This window comes from Riemerella columbina, assembly GCF_030517065.1.
Lineage (GTDB): Bacteria > Bacteroidota > Bacteroidia > Flavobacteriales > Weeksellaceae > Riemerella > Riemerella columbina_A.
The window spans coordinates 1,405,604-1,422,144 of record NZ_CP103950.1 but is presented as its reverse complement, the minus strand read 5'-3'; the positions used below and the strand labels follow the sequence as shown (position 1 = coordinate 1,422,144).

Here is a 16,541-nt window from a genome sequence, read left to right as displayed (position 1 = left end):
ACATAAATAACAGATAATGAACATTATAGATTTAATTAAAGGGCAATTTGGGCACGGTGTAGCCGCTCATTTAGCCAGCCAGTTAGGAGAAACAGAGGCGAATACCTCAAAAGCGATACAAGCGTTTATACCAGCGGTTTTAGGTGGAATGATTGCCCAAACCGACCATCCGCGTTTGCTCAAAGAAATTACCAATTTGGCGGACACCAGCGTGCTTGCCAAGTTGAGCCAAAATACGCCAGAGTCTAATGAACTTTTGGCAAGTGTTTTATCGTTGGTTTACGGCGACAAAGTGGATACGCTGATGTCTGGCGTGGCTTCTTTTGCGGATATTAAACCAGCGTCTTCTGCCGCATTGTTGGGCTTTACCACGCTCACTTCTTTAGCCACGATGGGGCGCTACGCTAAGGAGCAAAATTTGGATGCCGAGGGACTTAAAAATCTTTTAAATCAAGAGAAAACCAACTTCTCTAACCTTCTGCCTGCGGGCTTTTCACTCGCGGCGGTGGGCTTGGGGCATGCAGAGCAATTTTTTGATAAAGCCAAAGAAAAAATAACCGAGGTTACAGAAAATTTGGGCGACAAAGTGGCACAAAACGCCAATGATGCCAAAGAAAAAATCAGTGCTTTTACCGAAGAAACCAAAGATAAAGTCTCCGACTTTGCCGAAAATGCGAAGGAAAAAATGGCAGATTTTTCTGGAGAAGTTAAGGATAGCGTGAGCGAGAAATTAGAAGATGCCAAAGATTTTGTTTCTGAGAAAACGGAAGCGGTAAAATCAGTGTTCCACCAAGCGGAAGAAAAAGTACAACAGCAATTTGGCGACGAGTCTAAGGAGGAAGTTTCCATCTGGAAATGGTTAATTCCACTGGTGTTATTATTGCTGATGGGCTGGTTTGTATGGAAATTATTCAACAAGAAAGAAGAAATCCCAACCACGCCAGAAACGCCTGCGCAGACCGTAGATAGCGTACAAGTAGACACGGCAGAGCACGCCACGGTAGATACGCTATCAGCCCAATAAAAACAGATTTCATACCATTAACAACCCAAAAACCGAGAGGTCTCAAAAGCCTCTCGTTTTTTCTATCTTTGAAAATGATCATATTATGCAGTCTTATTTAGAGTTTAATTTTACGGTAAATCCACCACAACCTTGGAGCGAAATCCTAATGGCAGAGCTCATCCACATTGGTTTTGATAGCTTTACCGAAGAATCCAACGGCATTTTGGCGTATATTCCCAAATCGGATTTTGATGAACAGCAACTCCAAGCGCTTTATTTATTCAATCAAGAAGGGTTGGCGTTGGCGTATACTTACCAAGAAATGCCCAATATCAACTGGAATGAAGAGTGGGAGAAGAATTTTTCGCCCATCAATGTGGAAGATCGGGTGTATATCCGCGCTGAATTTCATCAACCTGAAAATAAAGAATACGAAATCATCATTCAGCCGAAAATGTCCTTTGGCACTGGGCACCACGCTACCACTTATCTGATGATACAACAGATGTTAGAGATGGATTTTCAAAACAAAAAAGTTTTAGATATGGGCTGTGGCACTTCGGTATTGGCATTATTTGCGAAGATGAAGGGCGCTGCAGACACTTTGGCGATAGATATAGACCCGTGGTCGGTGGAGAATTCTAAAGAGAATGCCGCAAGAAATGGGATAGAATTGAGGATAGAGGAGGGCACGACAGACCTTCTGGGGCAGGAAAAATTTGACATTATTTTAGCCAATATCAACCGTAATATATTGATTTCCGACATTCCTACTTATGCTTCGGTTTTGGAAGAAGGCGGCTCACTATTGCTGTCGGGGCTTTGTTTCTTTGATGTGGCAGACATTATGGAGGTTTGTACGGCTCAGAATTTAAAACTGAAAAACCAACGCCAGAGAGAAGAATGGGTGAGCCTTTGGTTAGAAAAATAATCTTTTCTGTATATTTGTATTGCTAAAAAAGAATTTTATGGCTAAGAAACGAAAAAAATCAACCCTTTCAGTTGGGGTGGTGGGCAGCGGAAGTTTTGCCACCGCCATTGTGAAAATGCTGCAAGAAAACTGCAAAATGGTGCATTGGTGCGTTAGAAATGAATTTGTAAAAGGGGCTATAGAATTGAGAAAACACAACCCTACCTATCTACAAACCGTGATGTTCAACACCCGAGGTTTGGAGATTACAACGGATATTAACGCCTTAGTTTCCGCCTGCGAGATTATCATTCTCGCGACACCTTCTATCTACCTTTCTGAGGTGTTGGAGAAGATGACGGTGCCTTATGAAGGCAAACTTTTCGTGTCTGCAATTAAGGGGATTGTGCCTAAACATAACGATATTGTAGCGCATTATTTGAGAGATGAGTTTAATATCGGCTTTAGAAATCAAGCGGTTATCGCAGGGCCGTGCCACGCCGAAGAGGTTGCTATGGAGCGTTTATCTTATCTGACATTAGCCACCGTGGAGCCTGAAAATGAGGAAAAATTAAAAGAAATTTTTGCTTCAGATTATATTAAAGTGACCACCAGCACCGATATTTTGGGGAATGAATATAGCGCTATTCTCAAAAATATTTATGCCATAGGTGCGGGGATGGCAAGCGGCTTGGGGTATGGGGACAACTTCCAAGCGGTGTATGTTTCTAACGCCATTAGAGAGATGGAAATTTTCTTAGAAGCCATCTATGAAGCGCCAAGAGATGTGAATGAAAGCGCCTACCTCGGCGACTTGTTGGTAACGGCATATTCACTATTTTCACGAAACCGAAGTTTAGGAAATTTGATAGGGAAGGGGTACACGGTAAAATCCGCTATACAGTCGATGAATATGGTGGCAGAAGGTTATTACGCTGCGGCTTCCATCTACGAAACGGCAAAGTCCAAAAAACTAAAACTCCCAATCATCAACACGATTTATAATGTCTTATACGAAGATAAAAATGTTGAAAAACAGTTTAAAAAACTGACTTCTAAATTGAATTAATACGGTTTTTTATCAAAAAACTTGGCTTATTCAAAAAAAAGAGCGCTTCAACAAAGTTGAAGCGCTCTTTTTTAATATTTAATGATTAAATTTTATCCTTTCGGTTCTCTTGGCGGCTTTGGAAGAAGCACTTTTCTGGAAAGTTTCATTTTTTTACGGTCATCATAGCCCATAAATTTCACTTCTACAATATCGCCTTCTTGGTAAGGCACTTTTTCGGTGCGCTTCCAATCAATTTCAGAAATGTGGAGTAATCCTTCGGTACCTTTTGCCAATTGGATAAATGCGCCGAAGTCTACGACTTTCACCACTTTACCGCTATAAACCTCGCCAACCACTGGCACAAAGGTAATCTCGTTGATTTGTGCTACAGCCTCGTTGATTTTATTGCGGTCGGTTCCCGAAATTTCAATATGTCCAATTTCGCCTTTTTCTTCAATAGTGATCACCGTATCGGTATCTTTTTGCATTTGCTGAATTACCTTACCACCAGGACCAATAACAGCACCAATGAAGTCTTTCGGAATTTCCATCATTACCATTTTTGGTGCGTGTGGCTTCACATCTTGTCTCGGTTCGGAGATGGTTTTTAGCATCTCGCCTAAGATGTGCAGTCTTCCGTTTTTAGCTTGCATCAAGGCTTGTTCCATAATATCCATACTCAACCCTTGGATTTTAATGTCCATTTGGCAAGCGGTAATTCCATTTTCAGTCCCTGTCACTTTAAAGTCCATATCGCCTAAGTGGTCTTCATCACCTAAAATATCGGAAAGCACGGTCCATTTTCCTGATTCTGGATCGGTAATAAGTCCCATTGCAATCCCCGAAACAGGCTTCTTCATTGGGATACCAGCATCCATCAATGCCAATGTTCCAGCACAAACCGTTGCCATAGAAGAGGAACCATTGGATTCCAAAATATCAGAAACCACACGAATGGTATAAGGCGTTTCTTCAGGAATCATCACTTTTAGTGCTCTTTGAGCCAAGTTCCCGTGTCCTACTTCTCTTCTGGAAGTCCCTCTGAGTGGGCGGGCTTCGCCAGTGGAGAACGGTGGGAAGTTATAATGAAGGTAAAAACGCTCTTCGTGTTGGGTAATCACACTGTCTATTCTGTTGGCATCCATCAAAGAACCGAGGGTTACCGTGGTTAATGATTGTGTTTCGCCACGCGTAAATACTGAAGATCCGTGAGCGGCAGGCAGATAATCTACTTCGCACCAAATAGGACGAATTTGTTGATTATTTCTGCCATCTAATCTGATATTTTCGTTGAGGATAAGCTGTCTTACGGCTTCTTTTTGAACATCGTGGAAGTAAATTTTTGCCAATTCTGCCTTTTCTTCTAATTCTTCCTCGGTGTATCGGGTTAAGAATTCATTAACTACAGCGGCAAATTTTTCGCTACGCTCTTCTTTAGCGCTTGGATTTTTAGCAATATCATAATATTTCTGATAGGCATAATCCCAGATTTCTTGTTTCAATGCTTCATCGTGCGTTTCGTGGTTGTATTCTCTTTTAGGTAGAGATTTACCTACTTTTTGCGCCAATGCTTCTTGCGCGGCAATCTGAGTTTTGATTTCTTCGTGAGCAAATTTAATGGCTTCTAACATTTCTTGCTCTGTAATTTCGTCCATCTCGCCCTCTACCATCACAACAGAATCTTTGGTAGCGCCGACCATAATGTCTAACTCTACACCCTCTTGAAGCGTTTCCCAACTTGGGTTGATGCTTAGGATACCGTCTTTTTTAATCACTCTCACTTCAGAAAAAGGTCCGTTGAAAGGGATGTCGGTAATAGCGATGGCGGCAGAAGCGGCTAAACCAGCTAAGGAATCAGGCATTACTTTACCATCATAAGAGATTAGGGAAATCATCACCTGAACTTCGGCGTGGAAGTCACTCGGGAAGAGCGGACGAATCACGCGGTCTACCAAACGCATGGTAAGTACCTCATCATCAGAAGGTTTGGCTTCTCTTCTGAAAAAGTTCCCAGGAATACGCCCTGCAGAACCAAATTTTTCTCTATAATCTACAGTTAAAGGTAGAAAATCTACGCCAGGGTTGGCTTCCTTGGCGGCTACTACGGTGGCTAATAGCATAGTGCCACCCATTTTTACCACTACGGCACCATCGGCTTGTTTGGCTAATTTTCCAGTTTCGATGGTGATGGATCTGCCGTCTTTTAGCAGAATGGTTTCCGTGATTGCTTGTGGTGCATTCATAAAAAATTCAATGTTTTTTAATACCGAGGCTTCGTGTACCTGCGGTGCTATCTGCGCAACTTCTTTAGGCAGATATTGGGTTAATATTCTTGTTTAATACTCTTTTGCAAAGGTAATATTTTTTTTCAGATTTAGTGGGATTTTTATTAGGAAATCGATAAAAACAAAGAAAAAATAAGGGTGGAAGGTTAGGCTTAAATAATATTCTTCCTTTTTTAAAATTTAATGGAAATAAAAAAGCCGTTTCAAAAAGAAGCGGCTTTTTGGTTTTTGATAGATTATTTTCTTAATCCAAGCTCTGCAATAAGTGCTCTATATCTTTCAATATCCTTATTTTTCAGATAATCTAATAATCTTTTTCTTTTACCTACCAATTTAACCAAAGATTTTTCAGTCGCGAAATCCTTATGGTTAGCCTTAAGGTGCTGAGATAGGTGGTTAATTCTGTAAGTAAAAAGGGCTACTTGTCCTTCTGTACTACCTGTGTCTTGTGCAGATTTTCCGTGTTTAGCGAAGATTTCCGCTTTCTTTTCTTTTGTTAGATACATTCCAATATTATTTTAAATGATTATTATGTATGAGGTTGCAAAGATATAACTTTTTTTAAATACAGCAAACGAATAACTCAAAAGTTTAAATTATTTCAAATTTAAAATCCATTATTTCATCATCCACCGATATTCAATGTGCCGCAGTTACCCCACCACCAGCGAGGTCATCGAGAGGGAGCCAGCCAAGAGTTCATCGTTGAAGAGGGCGATGCTATCGCTGGATTTTTGCAGTCCCAAAGTGTAAATCAGCGGATAATAATGGTCGGGTGTGGGAACGGACAACTGAACCGCAGTGCCCATACTCTCAGGGTGGAGGAGCGTTTGGTGGTCGGCAGACAAGATGCTTTTGTTGAACAATGCGTGTGCCTCGTGTGCCCAATCGTAGCCGTATGCCTCGTTGAGGCGGTTCCATGCCACCATTTTCAGGTTGTGAATAATGTTGCCGCTGCCCACAATCAGCACGCCTTTGTTTCGTAAAAATTGTAATTCTTTTGCCAGTTCAAAATGGTAAGTCGCTGGTTGATAATAATCTATACTCAACTGTAATACAGGGATTTCCGCATCAGGAAACATATGCCGAAGAATGGTCCACGCACCATGATCGAGTCCCCAATCGTGGTCTTCGCCGATTTGGGTAAATTGTACAATTTGCTGAATTTCTTTTGCCAGTTCGGGCTTGCCAGCGGCAGGATATTGCACGGCGGAAAGTGCGGGCGGAAAGCCCGAAAAATCGTGAATGGTTTTGGGGTGTTCCATCGCTGTGATGTGCGTGCCTTTGGACAGCCAATGGGCGGAAATCACGAGAATCGCAGAGGGCGTGTCGATGGTCTTGCCAATCGCCTTCCAATTGTTGCTAAAAGCATTGTCCTCTATGCCGTTCATAGGGCTGCCGTGTCCGATAAACAGGGCAGGCATCGAGCCGTCTCGCTTTTTTAATCGAGCGGTAAAATCGGCTAAAATTTTCAATCCAGACATCGTCGTATTTTTCGCAAAGGTAGTTCAATTCCACTTGTAAATGCATTGATGTAGGGTAAGAAAGGGGGAGGAAGTAATTATTTCGGGAATACTTTAATCTCTGAATGTGAATTTTTCATTTTACCGTTTTGTTTACCGCTTTTGAAAAATCACAGAGAATGAAGAGTTTTAAAAAACGGCGGAAAAGTAGTTGTGGGAGGGCTTTTCCGCCTGTTGTACCCAGAGCCGGGATCGAACCGGCACGCCTTTCGGCATTGGTGTTTGAGACCAACGCGTCTACCAATTCCGCCATCTGGGCATTCCTTAAAATTGGTTTGCAAATATAGCGCTTTTTTTGATTCTACCAAAATTATTTTGATTTTTTTACCAATTGACCACTAAACCATCATACGCCAAGCGGATATGCGGCGGTAGTTGGCGCTCTACTTCTTCGTGGAAGCCTAATTTGTGACTGATGTGCGTGATAAAAGCCTTCTTTGGAGCCAACTGTTGGATGATTTCCAAGGCTTGTGGCAAGATAAAATGGGAAGGGTGTTCGTGCTTTAACCTTAGAGCGTTGATGACTAAAATTTCTAAGTTTTTAAGTTGATTTAGCGCATCTTTGCTGATCAAACTGGCATCTGTAATATAAGCCAATCCGCCTATTCTATAGCCTAAAATCGGTAATTTTCCGTGAAAAATTTCAATGGGCTGTATGGTGGTTTCTAAAACTTGAAATGGCTGGTGGTGGCTGATTTCAACCACTTCAAAACTTGGAGCACCAGGGTATTTTATCTCAGCAAAGGCATAAGGAAATCTGGCTTTAACCTCTTGGGCAACACGGCTTTGGCAATAAATGGGCATCGGCTTACGGTTGTTGAAAATCAGAGGACGCAAGTCATCTAAACCGATGATATGGTCGTTGTGCTCGTGGGTGAGGAGTACGGCATCCACTTGGCTTTCGTTTTGGGCGAGCATTTGTTGTCTAAAATCAGGGCCACAGTCTATCAGGATTTTTTTTTTGGCATCGGTGGTGAGGATGGCGGAACTCCTAAGTCGCTTATCCTTAGGGTTTTTAGATAAGCATACGGGGTGGGTGCAGCCAATAACAGGAACGCCCTGAGAGGTCCCTGTACCTAAAAATTTCAATTGCATTTTTGAGATTTAAATCATTTTGGTAAATTTACAAAAAATTTTGATACTAATTTTAAGTTTAAATAATGTCTGAAATAAAACCTATTTTAACCCCGAAACAAAAGGCACTGGCCATCAATTTAGACCCTAATATTTATGGAACTTTTGCAGAAATTGGTGCTGGACAAGAGACGGTAAGGCATTTTTTTCGTGCTGGTGGCTCATCATTAACTATTGCTAAGGCGATGTCTGCCTATGATAAGGAGTACAGTAACGCCATCTACGGAAAGGAGGAGAAAAACCGCTTTGTGACTCAGAATAGGCTCAAAAAAATGCTTCGGCACGAGGTAGGGCTTATTGAGGAGCGCTTGGATAATGAGGATACGCCACATCGTAAATTTTTCTCGTATGCCAACACGGTGACCACCATCAATTATCATAAAACCTTTAAAGGTCACGGTTGGGTAGGGCTGATGTTTCAGCACGAGGCAGATGCCGATTATAGCGAAATTATCATCCATATTAGATTTAAAGAAAACGATTCTACCCACCAGCAAGAGACTTTGGGGAACCTTGGGGTTAATTTAATCTATGGCGCGTTCAACTATGCGGATAACCCGAGGCAGCTCATCAATAGCCTTTATGATGATATTTCCATCGACAGGATTGAAATTGATATGATTGAGTTCCAAGGGCCTGCATTTGAGTATGTGGACAACCGTTTGATGAGTCTTCAATTGGTGAAAAAGGGAATGACCGATGCGGTGATTTTCAATTCGGAGGGTAAGCCGATGCTGCCAGCGGATATTCTTTATAAAAAAGATGTGTTTGCGGTGCGTGGGAGCTTTCGCCCTGTAACTTTGGTAAATATTGATATGTTTGAAAACGGCTTGGAGCTCTTTTTAAAAGATACGGGTGGTAAGCCTGAAGATACCGTGATTATTTTTGAAATTACCATTTCTAATCTCCGTGCTACGGGGAAAATTGACGAGCGGGATTTCTTAGATCGTGTAGATGTTTTGGCGAAGTTGGGTTATACCGTGATGATTTCCAATTTCTCAGAATATTACCGATTGGTAGAGTATTTTTATAATTATAACATCAGATATTTGGGCATCGGTATGGGCGTGAACAACCTCCTTATGGTCTTTGATGAGGAATACTACAAACACCTTCCTGGCGGTATTTTAGAGGCTTTTGGTAAGTTCTTCAGAAACGATATGAAAGTGTATCTTTACCCTTATAAAGACCCAGAAACGCACCAAGATTTATGTTCGGATAATTTAAAAGTACACGATAATCTTAAAGAATTATATAAATACTTCAAACTGAATAATAGAATTGTAGATATTAAAAACCATAATCCTGAATATTCGGAAATTTATTCAAGAGAGATTTTATCTAAAATTGCCCAATGTGCTCCAGGTTGGGAACATCAGCTTCCTGAGGGCGTGGCGGAGATGATTAAAGAACGAGGAATGTTCGGTTATAAAGAAGCGATAGAAATTAAAGAATTTTAATGAATATGGAAGACTTAAAAAATAGGCTAACCGCAATAGTTCACAATGAAGAAGCGCCAATAGAAGAGCGTTTGCAGTCCATTTGCGAAGTTTTGGATGCGGCATATGATTATTTCAATTGGACAGGGTTTTATTTTAAAAACGGCGATAAAAAAGAATTGATCTTAGGACCTTATGTTGGTGAAGCAACTGACCACACTGTGATTCCTTTTGGGAAGGGCATTTGCGGTCAGGTGGCAGTGTCAAACCAAACTTTTGAAGTGCCAGATGTCCATGCCGAGGACAATTACCTCTCTTGCTCCATCGCAACTAAGGCAGAAGTGGTGGTACCGATTATTAAAAATGGCGAAAATATCGGACAAATAGACATTGACTCTCACTTCATCGATCCATTTAAAAAAGAAGATATTGCCCTTTTAGAATGGCTTTGTGATGAGTTGGCAACCGTGCTTTAAAAGAGCATTTGCCGCAATTGCTGGTAATACGGTTGAGATTTGATGATGCGAGTGCCGTACCAAGAAAACGCCTCGCCATCTACTAAATATATTTTTTGATGAGAAAAAACACTTTGGAGCGCTTCAAGGTGTTTTTCTTTAAATGGATAAGGCTCGGAAGATAGGAAAATCACCTCTACACGGTGCAAATCTTCAAGGCTAATTTCTGGATAACGCATAGTGTGTTTAAAGTGGTTTTCAAAACCTAAATGCGTGAGTATGCTGTGGAAAAAAGTATCGCCGCCCGCCACCATATACGGATTTTGCCAGATGAGATAAGCCACCCTTGGCGCTTTGGAAAACTGTATTAAAAGGCAGCCAATCAGCCAATTGTTTTGCAAAATATTCGCCTTGTTGTTGCCGCTGGGTGCGTTCTCCCAAACTTATAAAAAACGCTTGCAGCGATGGAAGACCCGGAATATCCGTTACCCAAACATTAAAATCATTTTGCAAAACCGCCACCTGTTCCTTTACATTTTCTTCCTTGTTGGCGATGATGAGGTCAGGATTTAAAGCCTTTATTTTATCAAGATTTAATGTTTTGGTACCGCCAATAATCTCTATTTGAGCCACTTGCTCTTTGGGGTGGATATAAAATTTAGTCCGCCCGATTAAGTTGTTTCCTAAATCAAAATCAAATAAAGTTTCCGTAATGGAAGGCACTAACGAAACGATTTTCATAGCGGAAGTTTTAATCTGCAGAAGTGCCGATGCTCAGCTTGTTTCGTCGGATTTCTTTATCCATTTTTTTGAGCATTCCTTTGGTACCTATTTTCACTGAATTTTCGGCACTGCCCAATAGTCGGGCGTTACCGCGGTAGGTGTCGTAAGTGGTTTCTATAATGAAATTGCCATCGGCATCGTAGAGTTTGGCGCTCACTAAAACTTGGTTAGAGAACACATATTTACCGAACCCCACCTTAAAATATTTCACTTTCGGGATTAAAACCACCTGTGCATTATTATTGGCACACACCTCGCGAATGTAGTCTGTATCAATGCTATCATAAGGCATTACAGTGTCTATTTTTGAGACTTTTAAGCCGTCTTCATCTTTCATAAAATCACTAACGGCGCTATAAAAAGCTTGGTCGGTAGGGTAGCTTATCTCTGGAATATTGGGAATGATTTCAGGTGTAAAGTAAAGGGCTTTTTGTATTTTTTTAATTTTAATATTTTTATTAAGGTACTGCAAACTATCGCCCCACGCCGCACAATTGACCACACAGACCGCCATAGCTAACACGCCAACTAAAAGTAAAGATTTTTTCATACGCTAACCATTACGCCAATATTTTGATTATTAAATGTTTACAAAAACACTCCAATCCTCTTTTGCAAAGATACTACCTTATCTATCATATCACCAAAATATATTGATTTTTTATTCAATACCGTTGCTAATGGCGTGGCGGTGCGGATAGGATTTAGTGGGGAGAGTAGAAGCTCAGAAAAGCCCTTTCATCAAATTAAATCCTGATAACTTATTGAGAAAAACCTTTGCTTATCCCATTTATTTAGGTTATTTTTGTTGCAATAAAAATTATAAAAAGTAAATTTGATATGTCAACTTATGTCGTTGTAGGTCTTCAGTACGGAGACGAGGGTAAAGGAAAAATTACCGATGTACTTTCCGCAAAATCGGATTATGTCGTTCGTTTTCAAGGAGGTAATAATGCGGGACACACCGTGTATGTGGGGGAGGATAAATTTGTCTTGCACCTATTGCCATCGGGCGTTTTGCAGTCTAAGGGCAAGTGCATCATAGCCAATGGCGTGGTGGTAGATCCCAAAGCGTTCATCTCAGAAATTAAGCAAATAGAAGCCAAAGGGCTTAGAACAGACCATATTTTTATCAGCCGCAGAGCTCATGTGATTATGCCGTATCACATTCTTTTAGATACTTATAGAGAAGAAGAACTCGTTGGCGAGAAGCAAATAGGCACCACCAAAAAAGGCATCGGTCCTTGTTATGAAGATAAGATAGCGCGCGTAGGCATCAGGATGATAGACCTTTTAAACCCAGAAATTTTAGCCGAAAAAATCAAAGTCAATTTAAAAGTCAAAAATGCCCTTTTTGAGAAGTATTTTGAAAAACCGACTTTAGATTTTGATGAAATTTATAACGAGTTTTTAGCCATTGGCGAGCAACTTAAAGACCGTATTGTAGACACAGAGTTAGAACTCAACGAAGCCATTAAAGAAGGCAAAAACATCTTATTTGAAGGTGCTCAAGCGCTGATGTTGGACATTGATTTTGGCACCTATCCTTATGTGACTTCATCTTCGCCATCTACTGGGGGCGTGTGTACAGGAGCGGGCGTGCCACCAACAGCGCTACAGAACCTAATCGGCGTAGCTAAGGCGTACACCACGCGCGTAGGCAATGGACCTTTCCCAACTGAACTTAACGATGATTTAGGCGAAAAAATCAGACAAATTGGCCACGAATTTGGGGCGACCACAGGGCGACCACGAAGAACAGGCTGGCTGGATTTGGTATCCCTAAAACACGCGTGTATGATTAACGGTATCAATAACTTAGTGATTACAAAATTAGATGTTCTCACGGGCATAGACCGCATAAAAGTGGCAACCCAATACCGTACCGAAGATGGCAAAATCATTGATTATTTTACCTCTTCTACCACCAAACTTTACCACTACGAGCCGATTTATGCGGAATTACCAGGGTGGTCGGAAGACATTACCGCCGCACGCTCTTATGATGAACTGCCACTGAATGCGCAGAAGTATATAGAATTTATTGAAGATTATTTAGGCATCAATGTTTATTTGGTTTCGGTGGGACCGGAGAGAACGCAAAATATCATCAGAAAAGAGTTATTTTAATCTAAAATACAAAATATAAGGCTGTCTTTTGGGCAGCTTTTTTAATTTTTAGTGGTTCTCAAAAAAAATGTAAATTTGAGCCGTATCAATTGTAATAAAAAAGTAATATGGAAGACATCATCTCGTTGATTAGCAATTATATTTGGTCGGTAGCCTTGATTGCCCTTTGTGTCTTTGCAGGGCTTTATTTCTCTGTAAGACTGCGGTTTATGCAATTCCGATACCTGCCAACTATGATGAAAATCCTCTTCAAAAAAGAATATTCCAAACAAGGGATTTCGCCGTTCCAAGCCTTTTCATTAGCCATTTCTGGGCGTGTGGGCACAGGGAATATCGTGGGGGTGGCAACGGCTATTGCGTTGGGTGGACCGGGTGCGGTGTTTTGGATGTGGTGCATCGCTATTTTGGGTGCGGCTTCTGCCTTTGTGGAATCCACGCTGGGGCAGGTTTACAAGCAAGAACTCAATGGGCAATACCGTGGAGGGCCCGCATTTTACATCGAAAAAGGGCTGGGTATCAAGTGGTATGCCATTCTTTTTGCGGTGGTTACCATCATCAGTTGCGGATTTTTGCTGCCAGGTGTGCAGAGCAATAGCATTTCCTCATCTATGAGTAATGCCTTTAATATCAATAGTTTCCAAGTTTTGGGCTATGATTTTAATATCATCGGAACGCTGGTGATTGTGCTGTTGGGCATCATCATTTTTGGTGGCGTGAAGCGTTTGGGGAAAATCGCCGAAATCATTGTGCCGTTTATGGCGGGCATTTATTTTCTGATGGTGCTGTATATCATCGGGGTGAATGTGCATCGGATACCTGAAATTTTCTCACTGATATTTAATTCGGCGATGAGTTTTGATGCCACTTTTGGCGGAATTGTGGGCTCGGCAATCGCTTGGGGTGTGAAGCGTGGCGTGTATTCCAACGAGGCTGGGCAAGGTACGGCACCCCATGCGGCAGCGGCAGCGGAGGTCAACCACCCTGCGGAACAAGGGCTGGTGCAGGCGTTTTCTATCTATATTGATACGCTGATTATGTGTACCTGCACGGCACTGATGATTTTGTTTACCAACAGTTATAATGTGATTGATGAAGGCACACAGCAAATGCTTGTGGAGAACCTGACAGGCAAGGATTACACGCAGTTTACGCAGTCGGCGGTGTCCTCGCATTTCACTTATTTTGGGAACGAATTTGTGGCGGTAGCATTGTTCTTTTTTGCTTTTACCACCATTATGGCATATTATTATTATGCCGAAACCAACATTACTTATGTCTTTAAAAATCAGAGATATACCAAAATTTTCATCTGGATTTTACGGTTTGGATTTTTGGGTGCCACCTATATCGGCACGGTGCGAGAGGCACAGCTGGCGTGGCAAATTGGCGATATTGGCGTAGGGCTGATGGCGTGGGTAAACATCATCGCGATTTTACTCTTGAGCAATGTTACCATCAAAGTGTGGGAAGATTACGAAGACCAAAAACGCAACGGCATCTCGCCACCTACCTTCAATGCTAAAAAATTAGGCATTAAAGGAGCGAAGTTTTGGGAAAAAGATTAGAACAACAGTAACGCAAAAAAAAATCCTCGCTAAACACTTAGCGAGGATTTTTTATCTCTATCTCATATCGTACATCACCATAGCGGTAATCAGCTTAGGCGAAATGAGCGTGGATTTTGGTGGCATCTTTTGATTAAGGTCTGAGATCTTAATTAAATCATTGAAACTCACAGGGTAAACCCCAAATGCGACTTTGAACTCGCCAGAATCTACCTTGTCTTTAAGTTTTAAAATTCCATCAATATTAGAAGTCCCTTTTACAAATTTAATTCTATCCGAATTTTTGGTGTTTTCTATGTTTAAAATCGGTTTAAAAATGAATTTTTCTAACAATACATGGTCCATACTGTCTAAATCTTCATTTTTAGGGCGAAGGTCGTGTTTGATGTGGAGGCTGTAGAATTTGCCACCCAAATACATTGAAATATGGAACTTTTTAGACGGATAATAAGGCACATCGCCTTTTTCGTAGATGAGAAAATCTTGTTCCAGCGCTTTCAAAAATTCAGCTTCAGAAAGTCCGTTGAGGTCTTTGATCAACCGATTATAATCATGGATTTTAATGGATTGGTTAGATACGATAAAACTAAAAACAAAGTTGTAAGGCTCTGTGCCTGTGTGTTTTTTATTTTTTTCTTTTTGGTTTTTAGCGTGCAGGGCTGCCGAGCCTATCCTGTGGTGACCATCGGCAATGTAGAACGCTTCTATTTGGTCTAATACGCCTTTAAACTGGCTAAGTTTCAGCCTGTTGTCTATCTTCCAAACTTTGTGGCGGATACCCTCTGGATCAGAAAAATTGATGATAGGGATATTTTTTTCCTCTTGGCTCATCATCATTTCCACCTTGGCATTGGCAGGGTAGGTCAGAAGCACGGGCTCAGATTGGAGCTCTACTTTTTCTAAATATTGAGCTAATTTTTCTTTCCTTTGGGTAATGGTAGCCTCGTGTTTTTTGATTTTCCCAGCCCAGAAATCTTCCACCGAAACCAAGCCTAAAAGCCCTCTAAATACCGTTTTGTTAGGCATTATTTGCTCATAGAGGTAGTAGGAAGCAGTGTCTTCTTGTTTCAATTCATTTTGGAGGCATTCCTCATAATTGGCTCTTACTTTTCTTAGATTTCTGGCAACATCTTTAGATTTACTACACGCGTAGGGCTTAACCATTTGGATGTAGCTGTGTGGCTCTTTAGCCTTCTGAGCAAGCTGTTCATCGGTATAGTTGTCCAGCGGGTGCGTAGGGAAAGAGTTAATATATTCTTCTCTAGGGCGGATGCCTTTAAAGGGTTTAAAAGTGGGCATTTTATGATCTTAATTTTATAATTTGCTGTGCTAATTCTGTACCAATTCTATCTTGGGCTTCCACGGTGCTGCCACCTAAGTGTGGAGATAATGAAAGGGCAGGGTTCATCAGAACGGCTAATGAAGGCTCTGGCTCTGTTTCAAAAACATCTAATGCCGCGCCTGCAATTTTTCCAGATTCTATAAAGTCTAAAAGGGCTTGCTCGTTAAGAACGCCACCACGAGCAGCATTCACGATGAATATTCCAGACTTCATAGCTTCATATTCAGGTGTATCGATGAGGTAATGCTCGGTTTTAGGCGTGTTGATGGTCAAAAAATCCGATTGTGATAACACCTCGTGGAGGTCAGTGGTGGTTTCTATTTCAAAATGAACCGTACTGCCATCAAAGAACGACCAGCTGAGGTTTTCTTTTCTTGCTGTGCGTGTAACCACCAAGGGCTTCATCCCCAAAGCGATGCCTATTTTGGCAACTTCCTTTCCTATTCTACCAAAGCCGATAATGCCTAAGGTTTTCCCTGAGAGCTCTACGGCTTGCGCATAAGATTTTTTAAGCGCTTTGAATTTGGTTTCGCCTTCTAAGGGCATCATTCTATTGGCTTCGTGAAGGAACCTCGCTAAGGTGAAAAAGTGCGCAAAAACCAACTCTGCCACAGATTGGGCAGAGGCTGCGGGCGTGTTAATAACCTTGATGCCTTTGCTTTCCGCATAAGCCACATCAATGTTGTCTGTGCCTACGCCGCCGCGCCCTATCAACCGAAGCGAAGGGCAAGCGTCTATCAATTCTTTAGGGACTTTGGTGGTACTCCTCACTAAAAGTCCATCAATCTGGTTATCGTTAATGAAATGGCTCAACTGTTCTTGGGCTACGCGGTGTTCCAAAACTTCTATCCCCGCTTGGGTCAGCATTTTTACTCCTTTTTGGGAAAGCCCATCGTTCGCTAATATTTTCATTTTTTT

Annotated in this window: 16 protein-coding genes and 1 tRNA gene; 7 read left to right on the top strand and 10 right to left on the bottom strand. The window is 41.5% G+C overall.

The window, feature by feature from the left end; genetic code table 11:
* Positions 1-16: 16 nt before the first annotated feature.
* The 3 genes from NYR17_RS06765 to NYR17_RS06755 all read left to right on the top strand — a co-directional run bounded on the left by NYR17_RS06765 (position 17) and on the right by NYR17_RS06755 (position 2,985).
* Positions 17-1,024 carry an apolipoprotein A1/A4/E family protein gene (locus NYR17_RS06765; RefSeq protein ID WP_302504964.1) on the top strand — a complete coding sequence of 336 codons (1,008 nt, stop codon included), beginning with the start codon at positions 17-19 and terminating at the stop codon, positions 1,022-1,024.
* An 85-nt stretch (positions 1,025-1,109) separates the two neighbouring features.
* Complete coding sequence (gene prmA / locus NYR17_RS06760; protein ID WP_302504963.1) at positions 1,110-1,937, top strand: 50S ribosomal protein L11 methyltransferase; 828 nt, start codon at positions 1,110-1,112, stop codon at positions 1,935-1,937.
* 37 nt (positions 1,938-1,974) lie between these two features.
* Entirely contained in the window at positions 1,975-2,985 is a 1,011-nt protein-coding gene (locus NYR17_RS06755) for an NAD(P)H-dependent glycerol-3-phosphate dehydrogenase (RefSeq protein ID WP_302504962.1), read from the top strand.
* A 92-nt stretch (positions 2,986-3,077) separates the two neighbouring features.
* Here NYR17_RS06755 and NYR17_RS06750 read toward each other — a convergent pair whose 3' ends face one another.
* The 5 genes from NYR17_RS06750 to NYR17_RS06730 form a co-directional block, all read right to left on the bottom strand.
* On the bottom strand, positions 3,078-5,210 hold the full coding sequence (locus tag NYR17_RS06750; protein WP_302504961.1) for a polyribonucleotide nucleotidyltransferase: 2,133 nt from the start codon (positions 5,208-5,210) through the stop codon (positions 3,078-3,080).
* 278 nt (positions 5,211-5,488) lie between these two features.
* A complete protein-coding gene (gene rpsO / locus NYR17_RS06745; RefSeq protein WP_302504960.1) occupies positions 5,489-5,758 on the bottom strand; it encodes a 30S ribosomal protein S15 in 270 nt (89 codons plus the stop codon).
* A gap of 147 nt (positions 5,759-5,905) precedes the next feature.
* The gene (ygiD, locus tag NYR17_RS06740; RefSeq protein WP_302504959.1) at positions 5,906-6,736 is read right to left on the bottom strand and encodes a 4,5-DOPA dioxygenase extradiol; all 831 of its coding nucleotides are present in this window, start codon (positions 6,734-6,736) and stop codon (positions 5,906-5,908) included.
* Positions 6,737-6,952: 216 nt separating this feature from the next.
* Positions 6,953-7,034 (bottom strand) — tRNA-Leu (locus tag NYR17_RS06735).
* 65 nt (positions 7,035-7,099) lie between these two features.
* Positions 7,100-7,870 (bottom strand): MBL fold metallo-hydrolase, encoded by a 771-nt coding sequence (locus tag NYR17_RS06730; RefSeq protein ID WP_302504958.1) that lies wholly within the window; start codon positions 7,868-7,870, stop codon positions 7,100-7,102.
* Positions 7,871-7,935: 65 nt separating this feature from the next.
* On the opposite strand from NYR17_RS06730, the gene NYR17_RS06725 reads away from it, so the two are divergent.
* Positions 7,936-9,369 (top strand): TonB-dependent receptor, encoded by a 1,434-nt coding sequence (locus NYR17_RS06725; RefSeq protein WP_302504957.1) that lies wholly within the window; start codon positions 7,936-7,938, stop codon positions 9,367-9,369.
* 5 nt (positions 9,370-9,374) lie between these two features.
* Complete coding sequence (locus tag NYR17_RS06720) at positions 9,375-9,824, top strand: GAF domain-containing protein (RefSeq protein WP_302504956.1); 450 nt, start codon at positions 9,375-9,377, stop codon at positions 9,822-9,824.
* Here the strand turns inward: NYR17_RS06720 and NYR17_RS06715 are convergent.
* The 3 genes from NYR17_RS06715 to NYR17_RS06705 are packed head-to-tail and all read right to left on the bottom strand — an operon-like array spanning position 9,821 to position 11,136.
* Positions 9,821-10,117 carry a helical backbone metal receptor gene (locus tag NYR17_RS06715; RefSeq protein ID WP_302504955.1) on the bottom strand — a complete coding sequence of 99 codons (297 nt, stop codon included), beginning with the start codon at positions 10,115-10,117 and terminating at the stop codon, positions 9,821-9,823. The two genes, NYR17_RS06720 and NYR17_RS06715, sit on opposite strands and share 4 nt — an antisense overlap.
* A complete protein-coding gene (locus NYR17_RS06710; protein ID WP_302504954.1) occupies positions 10,062-10,544 on the bottom strand; it encodes an ABC transporter substrate-binding protein in 483 nt (160 codons plus the stop codon). The genes NYR17_RS06715 and NYR17_RS06710 overlap by 56 nt, the downstream gene beginning before the upstream one ends.
* Before the next feature lie 10 nt (positions 10,545-10,554).
* Complete coding sequence (locus NYR17_RS06705) at positions 10,555-11,136, bottom strand: pyruvate decarboxylase (RefSeq protein WP_302504953.1); 582 nt, start codon at positions 11,134-11,136, stop codon at positions 10,555-10,557.
* A 290-nt stretch (positions 11,137-11,426) separates the two neighbouring features.
* Here NYR17_RS06705 and NYR17_RS06700 point away from each other — a divergent pair, with 290 nt between their 5' ends.
* Positions 11,427-12,716 (top strand): adenylosuccinate synthase, encoded by a 1,290-nt coding sequence (locus NYR17_RS06700; RefSeq protein ID WP_302504952.1) that lies wholly within the window; start codon positions 11,427-11,429, stop codon positions 12,714-12,716.
* Between the two features lie 107 nt (positions 12,717-12,823).
* Positions 12,824-14,281 carry an alanine/glycine:cation symporter family protein gene (locus NYR17_RS06695; protein WP_302504951.1) on the top strand — a complete coding sequence of 486 codons (1,458 nt, stop codon included), beginning with the start codon at positions 12,824-12,826 and terminating at the stop codon, positions 14,279-14,281.
* A 57-nt stretch (positions 14,282-14,338) separates the two neighbouring features.
* On the opposite strand, the gene NYR17_RS06690 is transcribed toward NYR17_RS06695, so the two are convergent.
* Positions 14,339-15,580, bottom strand: a complete 1,242-nt coding sequence (locus NYR17_RS06690) for a DUF1015 domain-containing protein (RefSeq protein ID WP_302504950.1) — start codon at positions 15,578-15,580, stop codon at positions 14,339-14,341.
* Between the two features lies 1 nt (position 15,581).
* A complete protein-coding gene (locus tag NYR17_RS06685) occupies positions 15,582-16,535 on the bottom strand; it encodes a D-2-hydroxyacid dehydrogenase (protein WP_302504949.1) in 954 nt (317 codons plus the stop codon).
* Positions 16,536-16,541: the final 6 nt, after the last annotated feature.